Annotated in this window: 6 protein-coding genes and 4 pseudogenes; 4 read left to right on the top strand and 6 right to left on the bottom strand. The window is 70.5% G+C overall.

The features are described 5' to 3' along the window. The 3 genes and pseudogenes from ACIQM0_RS39220 to ACIQM0_RS39210 all read left to right on the top strand — a co-directional run. A pseudogene (locus tag ACIQM0_RS39220) lies at positions 1–1,224 on the top strand (hypothetical protein); the annotation flags it as partial. Positions 1,225–1,253: 29 nt separating this feature from the next. Then, entirely contained in the window at positions 1,254–1,448 is a 195-nt protein-coding gene (locus ACIQM0_RS39215; RefSeq protein ID WP_401296012.1) for a hypothetical protein, read from the top strand. Between the two features lie 236 nt (positions 1,449–1,684). After that, complete coding sequence (locus ACIQM0_RS39210) at positions 1,685–2,053, top strand: VOC family protein (protein ID WP_401296009.1); 369 nt, start codon at positions 1,685–1,687, stop codon at positions 2,051–2,053. A 62-nt stretch (positions 2,054–2,115) separates the two neighbouring features. On the opposite strand, the pseudogene ACIQM0_RS39205 reads toward ACIQM0_RS39210, so the two are convergent. Next, a pseudogene (locus tag ACIQM0_RS39205) lies at positions 2,116–2,741 on the bottom strand (DNA-binding response regulator). A 92-nt stretch (positions 2,742–2,833) separates the two neighbouring features. Between ACIQM0_RS39205 and ACIQM0_RS39200 the strand changes: the two are divergent. Then, positions 2,834–3,555 (top strand): annotated as a pseudogene (locus tag ACIQM0_RS39200) (aldo/keto reductase). Between the two features lie 278 nt (positions 3,556–3,833). On the opposite strand, the gene ACIQM0_RS39195 reads toward ACIQM0_RS39200, so the two are convergent. The 5 genes and pseudogenes from ACIQM0_RS39195 to ACIQM0_RS39175 all read right to left on the bottom strand — a co-directional run. Then, positions 3,834–4,289 carry a hypothetical protein gene (locus ACIQM0_RS39195; protein WP_401296006.1) on the bottom strand — a complete coding sequence of 152 codons (456 nt, stop codon included), beginning with the start codon at positions 4,287–4,289 and terminating at the stop codon, positions 3,834–3,836. Positions 4,290–4,395: 106 nt separating this feature from the next. Then, positions 4,396–5,508, bottom strand: a complete 1,113-nt coding sequence (locus ACIQM0_RS39190) for an RHS repeat-associated core domain-containing protein (protein ID WP_401296003.1) — start codon at positions 5,506–5,508, stop codon at positions 4,396–4,398. 206 nt (positions 5,509–5,714) lie between these two features. Beyond that, positions 5,715–9,593 carry a hypothetical protein gene (locus tag ACIQM0_RS39185; RefSeq protein WP_401296001.1) on the bottom strand — a complete coding sequence of 1,293 codons (3,879 nt, stop codon included), beginning with the start codon at positions 9,591–9,593 and terminating at the stop codon, positions 5,715–5,717. 270 nt (positions 9,594–9,863) lie between these two features. Further along, positions 9,864–12,476 (bottom strand): LamG domain-containing protein, encoded by a 2,613-nt coding sequence (locus ACIQM0_RS39180; protein WP_401295998.1) that lies wholly within the window; start codon positions 12,474–12,476, stop codon positions 9,864–9,866. Between the two features lie 49 nt (positions 12,477–12,525). Next, a pseudogene (locus ACIQM0_RS39175) lies at positions 12,526–12,930 on the bottom strand (transposase); the annotation flags it as partial.

The raw sequence follows: 12,930 nt of genomic DNA, 5'->3' as shown, positions 1-12,930 counted from the left end.
CGCCTGACCGACGGGTCCGCAGAGCCGAGCGCGCCCTCCGTCATCACTGACCGGACCAACTGGTCACCGCCCGCCCGTCAACGACGCAACGCCACCATCATCGCCGAGCGCTCGGCCGCGCTCTTGGAACGCGACAAGGACGGCGAGGCCGCCGCTCAGCTCGTCGGCGTCGGAGAACTCCTCGACGCGGTGGCCCAGACCTCACCGGCCACCCCCCGCGCCGAGCTGGCCGCCGCAGCTCGCGCCTTCGAGCGGGCGACTCGCAGCCACGTCCGCGCCGAACGCACCGACACCCGGGCCCTCCGCGCGGCCGCCCGGGGTATCATCCAGGTCGGCGGCGCGCTCGGCCGAGGCGAGGACGGCGGCACCACCGCCATGCTCGTCTCCGTCCTCCTCCTGGTCGCCCTTGCCGCCGCTCGCTGGCACTCTGCCCGCGGACACGCCCAGCAGGCCCACGCCTCCCGACAAGCCGCCGCGCACCTGCGCACCGCCTACCGGCAGGCCGCCGCCACGCCGATGCGAGTGCTGCACGACCAAGGTCGTGCCCTCCCAGAAGCCCAGCGCCGCACGCACGAAGCCACCCTTCGCGCCGTCCTGCCGGAGGAGGTCGTACGGGCAGGAGGCATGGAAACGAGGACCGACGCCTTGGTCGCCACCCTCGCCCAGGCCGAGCGGGCGGGCCACGACTCCGAAGCTCTCCTGCGACAAGCCATCGACATGCGCGAACTCGCCAGCGCCGATGACGTGAGCGACGTCCTGGTCTGGCGCCTGCGGCGCATCGCCCAGCTCCCGGCACACCCGGGTGACGCTGCGCGCCGCCCGCAGGCTGCCACCCGCCATGTCAAGACGTCGAGCAGCCGCACCAATGAACGGAACGCGACGGCAACCGCGCCGCTCGGGACCATCCAAGCCCCAACCGCCGCTCGCCACGTCGCTGACCAGGTCGAACCAGCAGCCGGTCACCGACCGAGCGGACGCTGCGAAATGTATGGACAGCCGGTTCCACCGGCTGTTACGGATGAAGACAGGACCGACGACCGGGAGATGACGCTCGTGCTCAGAACCACCACCCGCACCACGGAGCCGGCACCCGCACTGCCCGTCCTCCCCACTGGTACGGACCCCCTTCTGCAGCCCCAGGCCGAGACGCGGCCGGCCGACGGACCCGGGGCGATTCGCTGCGTCGGCCACTCACGCGAACTCGCTCTCGGGGCATCCCCGTGATGTGCTCCGCCTGCCGTGCCCGACGCGACTTGCTGCTCATCAACTACGGCCGCAACGTCTGGGTCCGCTGTCGGTGCGGCAACCAGTGGCTGGAGCCCGAGATCAGCCGCGCCGACTTCGACGCCCTGGTCGGCGGCCCACATGGAACGACCTACCCGAGCGTCGAGGCGGGCCTGGCCGCGCTCGGGTTCGACGGGGTATTCGCCGGCATCTACCTGGAGTAGCGAGCGCTACTGCAGCCCATACAACGGCAGCATCTGCTTGCCGCATCCCCTGTGAGGCTCTGGCCGAGGACTACGAGCTGTAGCGGCCTGCGCTGATCGCGGCGTCGACCCGGCAGGCTGCCTGGGACGCCGTCCGGCCGCCGCCACGCACGTCCCCGGAAAGCCCGGGCTCGCCGATGAGTTCTCCGTTCGTGAACGGTCCAATCAGTGACGCGACCGTTCTCGACAGGAGTGCCATGTCCACCATCCAGCCCGTGATCCTGACCGCCGACCAGGACGTCCTGCGCCGGTTCTATACGGACCTGTTCGGCGCCGAGGAGATCTTCCGGGTGCCGGCGGAAGGTCCGGCCTTCTACCTCGGACTGCGCATCGGTGACACCGACCTCGGTCTGGTGACCGAGCCGGACCCGGGGGACGGGGCAGCGCCGCGGATCCTGCTCAGCATCGGTGTCGACGACGTCGACGAGACCCTCGGCCGGGTGGAGGCGCTGGGCGGTTCGGTCAGCAGCGGCCCCAAGGACATGCCGTGGGGGCAGAGGGTCGCCCACATCCGGGACCCCGACGGCAACGCGGTGAACGTGACGCAGGCGATCCCGGCGGGGTGACGCCACCTACGACGCACGTTTGGGGAGGGTGACCCGACGGCCCCCGCCGTGACGCCCCGTCCTCACCGCCCCGGCAGCCCCAGTTCCCCCGCCCGTAGCCCCGCCTGGAAGCGCGACGCGGCCTGCAGCGTCACCATCAGGTCCGCCACGCGGCGGCGGTACGTCCGCAGGGAGACGCCCAACCGGCGGGCGGCCGACGCGTCGGTGAGGCCCGTGCTCAGCGCCTCCAGGACGGCGCGGGACTCCGGGTTCAGGTGCGGAGTGTCCGTCGCCAGGTACGTCGTGTAGTCCGCCGCCCGGTTCCACATCGCGTCGAACAGCGAGTGGACGCCGTCGATCATGTTGTTCGACGTCGTCACGGAGTACTCGCGGCCGGCCAGGATCATGACGCGGCGGTCGATGATGATCGTCTCGTGCGGGAGCTCCGCGTCGGTGATGCGCACCTGGGCACCCGCGCCCAGCACCAGCCGCAGGTGGTCCCTGGTCGCCTCGTCCGTGAGGGCCGCCGGGGTGAGCAGCTTCCGGGTCGTGAAGTCGGGGCCGGGGTCGTCCACGTCGCCGGGCGGGGCCACGTCGTCAGGGTGCGGGCGGCGCACAGGAACTCGGTGCGGGCCGATTCGAGGAGGTGTCCGGCGCGCGCCAGCAGCTCCGCGTCGCCGTGGACCGAGAAGATCTGTTCGTTCCGCATACCGCCAGTCTCGCAGCATCCCCCATCCCGCGGGTCTGGCAGCAAGCTGCCACGCGCTGGGCCGCCCCGGCCTCCACGGAGAGCATGAAGCCATGACCACCACCACCTTCGCCCTCGGCGGCGACCTCTCCGTCAACCGCCTCGGCTTCGGCGCCATGCGGTTGCCCATGAGCACGTTCGACGGCCCCGCCCGCACCCCCGAGAACGGCATCGCGGTTCTGCGGCGGGCCGTCGAGCTGGGCGTGAACCACACGACGGCATGCCCAGCGGCCAGGCCACCCCCGACCAGCTGCGCGGCCTCGTCGAGGCGGACCTGCGCGCCCTCGGCGTCGACCGGCTCGACGTCGTCAACCTCCGCGTCGGCGGCATGAGCGGCCCCGGCGGCGAGTCCGTCGCCGAGCGGTTTGCCGTGCTCGCCGGGCTCCGGCAGGAGGGCCTCATCCGGCACCTGGGCGTCAGCAACATCGACGCCGCGCAGCTCGTGGAGGCGCGGTCCGTCGCGCCCGTCGCCTGCGTGCAGAATCCGTACGCCGACGACCTGGCGCTCCTCGCGGAGTGCGAGGCGGTAGGCATCGCGTACGTGCCGTTCTTCCTGCTCGGCGGCGGACGCGAGCCGCTGGACGCCCGGCGCCTGGAGAAGGTCGCGGCCCGGCTGGACGCGACCGTCGCGCAGGTGCAGCTCGCCCTGCTGCTCGCCTCGTCGCCGGTCATGCTCGCCATTCCCGGCATCGGGAACCTCGCGCACCTGGAGGAGAACATGGCGGCCCGCGACCTCACACTCACGGACGACGACCTGGCCGAGCTACGCGGGTGACGCGGCCCGGTCGACCCACGACGGGTCCGCCATCAGCGCCCCTAGCTCGTCGACCAGGCGCGCCGTGCGGAAGCCGTCCGCCACCGCGTGGTGGAGCTATACGGCGAGCGGGAGCAGGACCTGGCCCTTGCGTTCCACGTAGCGCCCCAGCATGAAGATCGGCGCCACGTGGTCGTATCCCACACCGGGAGCCGCAGTCCGGTCCGGCGGGTCATCGGCGCGACCGCTCCGGCCCCCTGTGCCGACCAACAGCCCGCATGGGCGTCCGGGTCCCGCGGCTATGCCCGCCGTTCCGCCTCCCACGAGGTATCCACGGGGACGTTCCAGCCCCGCAGCATGGCCAGGATCTCCGCACGTGTCCTGGGACCGGCGAACCGGAAGGCGCGGTCGAGCACTTCCCTGCTCTCCATGAGGGGTTCCACGAAGGTGAAGTACGCCGTCTCCACGAGTTCGCCCCCCGGGCTCTCCTCCAGGCCCTCGATGAAATCGAAGCAGCGCGCGAGGAATTCCTCGTCCGCCGCGCCCATCTCTGCGGACTCCATCCTGGGCTGGAACAGCGGATGGGCGAGGACTTCGGAAAGCAGCGTCCCGGGGTGGGTGTTGACCTGGTCCCAGTGGGTCACCTGGGATGCCCGCCTGCCGTGCCGTCGGGCCGCCGTCTCAAGGTACGGCTCCACTTCCGGCAGTAGCCGGACGAGTTGCCCGACCAGGTCTCGGGAGGAGATTCCCTGCATGTGTCCGTACTCCTTCGTCTCGCGCAAAATACCGTACGGCCGGCCGGGAGGGATTCCCGGCCGGCCGTGCGCGTTCGTCTGGTGTTCCTCGCGGGTCGGCCCGGTGTCAGATCACCGGCACGACCACGTAGCAGTCGCCGAAGAGCGCGCATCCCGCGCCCTGCCCGTCGGGGATCATGTCGAGCGGGTCCGTGAACGATTCCGTGAGCTTCTTCGTGGCTTCCTCAAAGCCGTAGTTGTAGATGTCCATCGGATACTGCGCGGCACTGGCTGCGCCGCCCACCACCCCGAACGCCTTGGCGAAGCCACGCCCCTGCACCCGTTCACCTGTGGGCGCGGCCCGCTGCGGAGCCTTCGGGTGCAGGTTCTCGGGGATCGCGAACTTCTGGCCGGTGACCTCGCTCATCGACTCCGACGAGATGACGGTCTTGATGAGTTTGGAAAGCGTCTTCGCGAAGGCCGGTGTCGCCTTCACGTTCTTCGTCACCTGACCGGCCACGTCGTTCGCGTTGATGGCCGTCCACAGTTCCTTCGACTCATTGAGCGCGATCTTGCGGTCGGAATCGGAGAGAATCCCCTTCCCGGTGCTCTCCTTCGCCTTCCGGTCGTCCTCCAGCAGGTCCCGCAGACCGCCCAGTTTCGCCGTGGCCTTCTCGATGTGCCACTTCGTCCCGTCGCCGCCGAACGCCTTGCCCTCGTTCAGTTCCTCGATCAGGGCGGTGGCCGTCTTGCCGTCGCCCTTCACGTCCGAGTCCGCGACCTGCGGCCGGATGTACAGCTCCTTGATGATCCTTTCGAGGCGCTCGTTCTGGACGGCCGGCATGTGTGCGCGCTTCTTGTCCATCCCCGGGTTGGGGTTCTTCTTCGGCTTGGACGGCTTGGACTTGTTCCGGATGAGCTTTCCGCCGGAGCACTTCTCGGGGTTCTTGTTGCAGTAGTCCCGTTCGTCCGGGTCGTACCTCCCCGAGGGGTCGCTGCGCCGCAGCGGATTGCTGTGCGCGTACGCGTAGCCATTCAGCTGCTGCGGGTCCGACGGGTCGACCACCGGGTCGGCGCTGATGAAGCGGCCCGTGCCCGGCTCGTACTCCCGGGCTCCGAGGTGGGTGAGGCCGGTGGAGTCCTGCGTACCGCCGACGAAGCCCTTGGTCCCCGGCCAGCTCCCGGTGGGCGGCGTCGTGCCGCGTGGTTCACCGAAGGGCATGTTCCGGCGCTGGACCATGGTCTGGGTGGTTGCGTCGACGGCGAGTTCACCGGTGCCGTGGTGGTCCGCGACGACGAAGGAGAGCGAGCCGTTGTCCTGCCGTACGGCGCTCGCCCCGCCGAGGTCGTAGTACCGCCGGGCCGTCGTACTGCCGGTGGCCTTGGTCCAGGTGATCTCCGTGGCGCCCAGGTACAGCGTCGAGGTGTCGCCGGGGCCGTGGCTGATCAGCCGCTTGCCGTCGGCGTCGTACAGGTAGGAGGTGACCGACGAACGTGCAGCTCCTTGACCCGTCCCGCCGCGTCGAGCACCGTCTCGGTCGGAGTGGTGCCGCTCGGCGGGTCGACGGTGACCAGGTCGGCGCTGTGGGTGGTTGTGGTGCGTGACAGTTCGGTACCCACGCCGTTGCCTTGGAGCGTCTTGGTCACGGTCGGGCGGCCCAGGCCGTCGTACTCGTTGACGGTCTGGGTGTCCACGGCGCCCTGCGCGGTCACGCCGAAGAGCTTGGCCTCCGGTGCGCCGGTGGTGTAGTACGGCGCGTAGGTCCGCTCGACTAGGCCGCGCTCGTCGTAGAACGTGTCGTCGACCAGTCGGCCCCCGTCCGGGCCGACGGACTGCGACTGCCGGGGCCGCAGCCAGCCGTCGTAGAGGATGTACGACGCCGTCTGGCTGCCGTCGTTCTTCAGCTTCTTGGCGACGACCGTGGCGATGGATCCCTCCGCGATCAGGTAGCTGTACTCCAGGCTGGGCGTCGGGCTGGACGCCTTGGGCCGGTTGGCGAGCCAGGCCTTGGTGAGCCGGCCCAGCGCGTCGAATTGCGCTTCGCTGCGCTTGCCGTTGGCGTCCACCGTGGCGGTGGGCTGCGAGCGGACGCCGTCGAACTCGGTCACTACGGACTGCGCGCTGGAGGCGGAGCCCGAGACTAGTTCGGTACCGGTCACGGTGAAGCTGCCGGGCTTGGTGGCCGTCGCCGGTGTGAAGACGGTCGTGCTGCTGGAACCGGTCGAGTCGGAAGTGGACTTCACCCGCCCGTAGCTGTCGTACGCCGTGTTCTTAGAACGGTAGGCGGGCGTCGTGCCGGTGTAGCCGGTCAGCTCCCCCTGCTTGGTGAGCAGGCCCCGGGTCGGAGTCGCGCCGAAGGCCAGGTTGTCGTAGGTGTTGCGCTTGCGGGAGAGTAGGTGCGCGGGGTAGATGACGCCGGTACCGCATGCCACGTCGAGGACCTCGACCTGCTTGGGCAGGGCCCGCAGCCAGGTGGTGGCGTTGTCGGCGTACGAGGTGATCGTGCACTCCTCGTCGCCTGTCGCCGCCGCACCGAGGTCGCTGTCCTCAACGACACGTCCCAGGTCGTCGTACTTCGTGGCGGTGGAGGTCTCCTGCCAACTGCCGTCGTGCTTGCGGTCCCAGGTGCGGGTGGCGGTGGTGCCGGTGAGGTTCGCGGTAACGGTGCCCCAGTCCCGTACCCTCTTGGCGGTCTCCTTGCGCCACGGGGTGCTCACGGTCCTGCTCTCCACCGTACCGCCGGGCGTGGTGTAGTCGATCGTCTTGAACTCGGTGCCCTGAAAGGCCTCGTGGTCCTGGATGCTGCCGCCCTCGCCGTCGGACACGGTCACCGGCCTGGTCCCGCCCGCGGAGTTCTTGCGGTCGCCGTCCATGCCCCGCAGGAACCAGTGCTCGGACAGCGAGCGCATGCCATCCCAGCCGCCGGACTGCACCTGGACCCGGCCGTAGCCGTTCCACTGGGACCAGGTCTTGTACTTCTCCTTGGTCAGCCCGTCGTCGTCCGCGTAGTGCCAGGCGGCGCCGTCGAGATAGGCGTACTTGGTGACCATGTCGTCGCTGCCGCCAGTGCGGTCGGTCGCGGTGACCTGGGTGACGACGTACTTGTTGAACCACTCCTGGACGGGGTCGGGCGCACCGGCGGGCTGCCAGTACTGCGGGAAGCAGCGCGTGGTGTTGGTCTCCGGCACCGGCAGCGCGGCGAAGTCGCACTCGGGTTCCGAGTAGGCGACGTCGATCGAACCGCCCGACTCGTCTGAGACGTTGGCGAGACGGTACTTGATGAAGGGTGCTATGCCGTCACCGAGCCGGTCGAGGCGGTTGGGCCCCTGCTTGTAGCCGAAGGTCACCTTGGGCAGGGTGATCGAGGGGGTGGCGGCCAGGCCGGTGTGCTGAATCGATTCCAGGAGCAGGGAGCGGTCGATGTCGGCGTCGCCCCACTTCTGGGTGAACGCCCAGGCATCGGCGTCCGCGTAGCCGCCCGAGGGCTGGAGCACCTGGGTGGTGACTTTGGTGAGCCGCTTGCGGGACCAGAAGGACGGGGCGAAACGCCCCTTGTCGCAGTCGGTGCCCGCCTTGCAGTTCAGATACCAGGGTGTGTCCTCCCAGCGTGTGGCGTCCTTCTCGATCTCCGCGGGGGCGCAGGCGGCGGTGGTGGGCTGGATGCACCGTTCGGTGTTGGTGAAGACGACCTTGCCCGCGGCCTTGGCGGTGAAGAATGTGTCGCTGCGCTGGCCGTACTCGATGTGGTCGAGGACGCCGCCGCGCTCGTACGAGGTGTCGTCGCCGGCCACCCGGTTGCGGCCGTAGGAGTTGGTCTCCGGGGTGTACCAGTACGACATGGCGTTGCCGTTGAGGTCGACGACGTAGTCGAGGTTCCAGCGCCAGGCCTGTTGGCACCACGACGCGGCGAACGTAGCCTGGTGGCAGGGCTCGTCGGCGTTGTTGCCGAAGACCGGCACGTTCCAGGTGGACTTCGTCTCCGGCTTGCCGGTGCTCCAGCTCGGGAGGCGGTTGTAGCCGAAGAAGTACTGGAGGCCGTCGGTGGTCGTCACCTTCCAGTACTCGCCGTCGTTGTCGCCGTTGGCCCGCTCGGTGGCGTTCCTGAGCTTCTCGACGCGGGTGCCGTCGTCGTTGCGGATCCGCCAGACGTCCTTGCCCGCCGGGATCAGCTCGCCCGCGCGGCCGTTGAAGCTGATGGTGGCGTTGTCGTACCCCCAGCACTGGTCGCCGGGAGCGTCGTCCCTGCTCCAGTCGCCGTCCTCGCCGCACGGCTTGAAATGCCGCTCGATGAAGCCGGTGTTCATGTCGAAGCCCGAACCGAGCCAGGAGGACTGGTTGTTGCTGTTGGAGGTCTGGCCGTCGATGGAGCCCGAGGAGTAGCCGATGGACAGCTTGGGCAGCAGTCCGCCTGGCACGGTCGGCGCCGTCAGGGGGTACGACCAGGAGAAGTCGCCCGTCTGCAGGCTGGTCTGCCAGGCCGCCGAGGACGACAGCGGGGTCGCCGTGTAATCACCGGCGCCCGCGGTACCGCCGGCGGGGTCCGCCACGGCGGCGAGCAGGACCGCGGACGCGGCGGGGCGCAGCGCCACGGAGTCGGCGGAGACCGTGTGTTTCTCGCCGTCGTTGCGGCCCGCGACGGGGGTGGTCGTACGACAGCGGGTCAGCTCCGGGGTGGTCAGCGCGCACGCCGGGAGGGTGGCCAGGCGCAGCCGGGCGCCGTAGTCACCGCCGTACGCCTCGTCGAACGTGGAGTAGTCCAGGCTGACGCCGACACGGCGGCCACCGACGGAGGCGTCCGCCGGGCCGGTGCCGGAGACGGAGAGCAGGACACCGTCGAGGCCGATGCCGCGGGCGATGTCCTGGGGGAGGACGCGTACCTGGGCCCGCACGGCGTCGGTGGACGCGGGTGCGTTCGCGGCGGAACCCGTGGGCCCCGCCGGGGCGGCCAGCAGCCGGACGGGCAGGCCCGGTAGGGGCGTTGGCGTGACTGCCGCGGCCCTGGCCTTCTTGGTGGAACCGGCGACCGGCGCGGGCACGGCGGGCAGGGTGACCTGCGCCGTGCCCGCCTTCGGCCAGGTGGCGTGGGGTGCGCGGCGGGGGCCGGTGGCCAGCCCGTCCTTCTTGCGCGGCGCGGCCTTGAGGGCTTTGCCGGGGACGGGGTGGTCGGCCTCGACGGTGCGTGGGCGCGTGGCGCCGGTGCCGGTTCCTGGGGCGGCGAGCGCGGGGGCGGCCTGGAACAGCGAGCCGGCCATCAGGACGGCCACCGTGAGGGCGGCACAGCGATGGAAGCCGGCCGCGCGACGCGGCGGTATGGGTCTGGACAACCCGGTGATCCTTTCGGTGCGGGGTGTGCGGGGCGGGAGGCGAGGAGCGGGGTGCGGGAGGGGAAGGCTCGGTCTGGCCCGGACGCTCCGGGCCGTCGGGACCCGTCCCGCGGCGACAGGATGCGCGCCGTAAGCGGCTGGTGCCCCCTGCGGGGACCGACGACCTGCGAACCTGGGGCCCCGTGAACCGGGGGCGGGCCCCGGCGCCGGGGCCCGCGCGGCAACGCCCGGCCCCGCGGGCCGTAGGGCCGCTGCGCGGGGTCGGCGGCCCTACGGCCCGGGGACCGTGTTCAGGCTCTCTCCGTTGCCGAGTTTGATGATCTGGGCGTCACTGGCGACGCCGGAGAACATCCACACGTCGTCGATCACGCCCGGCCAGTACTCGCCGGTCGTCCCGTTCTCCTTGTTGCGGCCGAACTGAAGCTGCTTGGTCGCCTGGAAGGGCAGCACGTTTGCCCGCCACGACATGGCGTCCAGGACCTGCTCCAGATGGCCGTTGACGTACAGCCTCGCCTCGTCGGAGAAGGCGTCGTACACGACCGCGATGTGGTCCCATTCGAAGTCCGTCTGGAAGCTCGAATGGTGGACCGCGGGCCGGGCCGCGCCCGACGTGTCCGTGGTGGGCAACTCCAGCTCGTAGCCACCCTGGTTCGCCGGGTCCGCGGGGTCCGGAGCGTAGCGCACGGTGAAGGCGCTGTTGACCGCGCCCTCCGCCGACAGGACGGTGACCTTCTTCTGCGGGCGGCTCGCGGTGCTCACCCAGGCGGTCGCGGTGAAGCTCTCCTTGGTGTTCACCGGGACGGTCGCGGCGGCGGCATAGTCGTCCACCCCGTCCAGGACCAGGCCCGCGGCGCCGACCCAGCCCGCGCCCGGATTGACGGCCGCCTGGCCGCCCAAGACCGCGGGCCGCTTGCCGGCGCTGTCGTCGGGGCTGGAGGCCGGGGTGCCGGCCGTCGTGACGTCGAACTTCCAGCGCCCCTTCACCTGCGGGTGCTGTTTGAACAGGTCACCGACCTCGTCCTTGGAGACCACCCGGTCGTACAGGTGCACATCGTCGATCTGCCCCTTGAAGAACGAGCCGGGCAGCGCTCCGTAGGAACCCGCGCCGATCTGCACCGGGCCCGTGGCGTCCCAGGGAGCGGGCGCGAACGGCACGGTCGACACGAGTCTGCCGTCCACAGAGAGCCGAAGCTCCTTCACCGTGTTGTCGTAGACACCGACGAGATGGTGCCAGCTGTCCCCGGGGTAGACCTGGTCCGCGGCGGGCTTGCCGAGGTTGGCCATGGCCCGGGTCGGCTGGACGCCTGCGGTGTCGGAGACGTAGCGGTTGAAGATCCAGCGGCGGTACGAGCCCGAGTAGTACAGCTCGAAACCGCTCTGCTGCGCACCGGCCTGGGTCGCGATGACCTGCGCCGTGGACGGCTCCGCCTTGGGGAGCTTGGCCCACGCGGAGACCGAGAAGCTGCGCAGGGTGTTGAGCTGCGGGCCCGCGCTGCTCGCGTAGCCGTTCGCCGTGGAGCTGAGGTCCAGGGCACCAGCCACGTTGCCCACGGCGCCGAAGGTGCCGCCGCCCTTGAGTACCAGGGGCCTGACCTCGCTCGCGCCCTGCGCCACCTGGGAGGTGGCGGCGTCGTCGAAGTCCCAGGCCGCCTTGGCGGGACGGCCGGTGGTCACGGGCTCGTGCCGGGCCAGCCGGCCGATATCCGCCGCGCCCAGCGGGCGGTCGTAGACGGCGGTCTCGTCGATCGCGCCCTTCCACGGATCGACGTAGGCGCCGTTGTACTTGCTGCGGCCGAACTGGAGATTGGCCGCCGCGTGCCATGGAGTGGTGAAGGCGGTCGTGCCGACCGGCACACCGTCGACGTAGAAGGTGTACTTGCCGGCCGCCGCGTCACGGGCCGCCGCGAGATGCGTCCACCTGCCGACCTCCGGCGGGGACGGCGACATCACGCCGCCGAATTCGGCGCCCGCACCGTCCTTGGTGGGCACGCGCAGCGCCCAGCGCTTGCTCGCTCCCTCGTAGCCGAGGTAGAAGCCCGCGTGCAGGTTACCGTCGACGCTGACCGCGGTGGCGGTGGCGGCGTCCGAGTCCAGGCGCACCCAGGTGGAGACGGTGTAGTCGCCGTCGGTGTCGAGCAGGTGGGGGCCACCGGCCGCGTACCCGTCGGTGGCGCCCGCGCCGTTCAGGGCGAGAGCCATATTGCGGACGCCCGGTTCACCGAGCGTCGCGGTGCCGCCGAGCACGGCGGGCCGGGCGCCGCCGGAGCCCGGGTCCTGGGTGGCGCCGGCCGGGGCGTCGAGGGTCCAGGCGGCGCGATCGGGCTGGCCGGTGGCCACATGGAACTGGTAATTGGCGATGGTGCTGGCGTTGTTGTTGGCGTCCCAGGCTTGGACGTAGAGGTGGTTCAGCCCCGGCCGGGTGGGCATCACGTCGACCGAGACGGACCCGCCGGGGGTCGCTGGTTTGCGTTCGTTGGCCGCGGTCGGGTCCGCGTCCAGGCCGAACCAGTACTTGGTCACGTCCGTCGCAGCCGAGTCGATGGTGAAGCGGCCGTAGTGTCCGACTCCGTCCAGCCAGGGGTCGAGCGGGTCGGTGGTGTCCGAGACGGGGTACTGCTGGGAGACCACGGTCGGCGCCGCCGGACTCTTGGAGTCGAAGGTCAGGTAGCAGCCGGTCTGGGTGTCACCGGCGTAGCTCCAGGGCCCCCACAGCTTGCCGTCCGAGGCGCGCACGCTCCAACTGGACTTGATGTTCTGCGGGATGGTCGACGGGAGCGAGATCGTGTACGGCTGTCCGGACGCCTTGGGGCCGATCCGGCCGGAGTTCCAGTGCTCCTTCCAGCCGTCGCCTGAATCCCACTCGACCTTGAACTCCGCGTACACCTGGTCCTTGTCGGGGTCCGACAGGACGGCGGTCGCCTTAGCTTGATCTTTATGGTCGACGGCCGTAGTGCTCTTCGAGTGATTCGGCGCGTTTGGTGGTTTTCCCCGGTGTGTGGCGGGGCGCTCTCGTACGGTTGATCGATCCGCGGGGGCGTCCTGGGCCGGGGCGGGAGGGTTTCGGTGCAGCCGCGGGACGGGCTGCCTTCGCGCGGATGTTGCGCAACCCCCGGCGCACCCGGGCGGGGGTCAACTTCTGTGCAGGGAGCGGGCGTTCCCATGGGCGGTGCAGGTCTTGCGCGGCCGGTCGGGCGAGCCACAGTTGGGTGTGCACGGCAATGATCAGGGTCGTCCACAGGTCCGCGGCGGCCGGGGCACGGAGCTTGGGCACGGTCCAGCCGAGTGTCTGCTTCATCAGGCGGAAGGTGTGTTCCAGGTCGAATCTGCGGAGGTAGGC

It is taken from the genome of Streptomyces sp. NPDC091387, assembly GCF_044756945.1.
GTDB lineage: Bacteria > Actinomycetota > Actinomycetes > Streptomycetales > Streptomycetaceae > Streptomyces.
This window is presented reverse-complemented; position numbering and strand designations above follow the sequence as displayed.

What these genes read in the sequence shown, in the direction of transcription:
- ACIQM0_RS39210 (WP_401296009.1), top strand. Translation starts at nt 1,685, where the DNA reads ATGTCCACCATCCAGCCCGTGATCCTGACCGCCGACCAGGACGTCCTG.
- ACIQM0_RS39195 (WP_401296006.1), bottom strand. Translation starts at nt 4,289, where the DNA reads ATGCAGGGAATCTCCTCCCGAGACCTGGTCGGGCAACTCGTCCGGCTA.
- ACIQM0_RS39190 (WP_401296003.1), bottom strand. Translation starts at nt 5,508, where the DNA reads ATGGTCCAGCGCCGGAACATGCCCTTCGGTGAACCACGCGGCACGACG.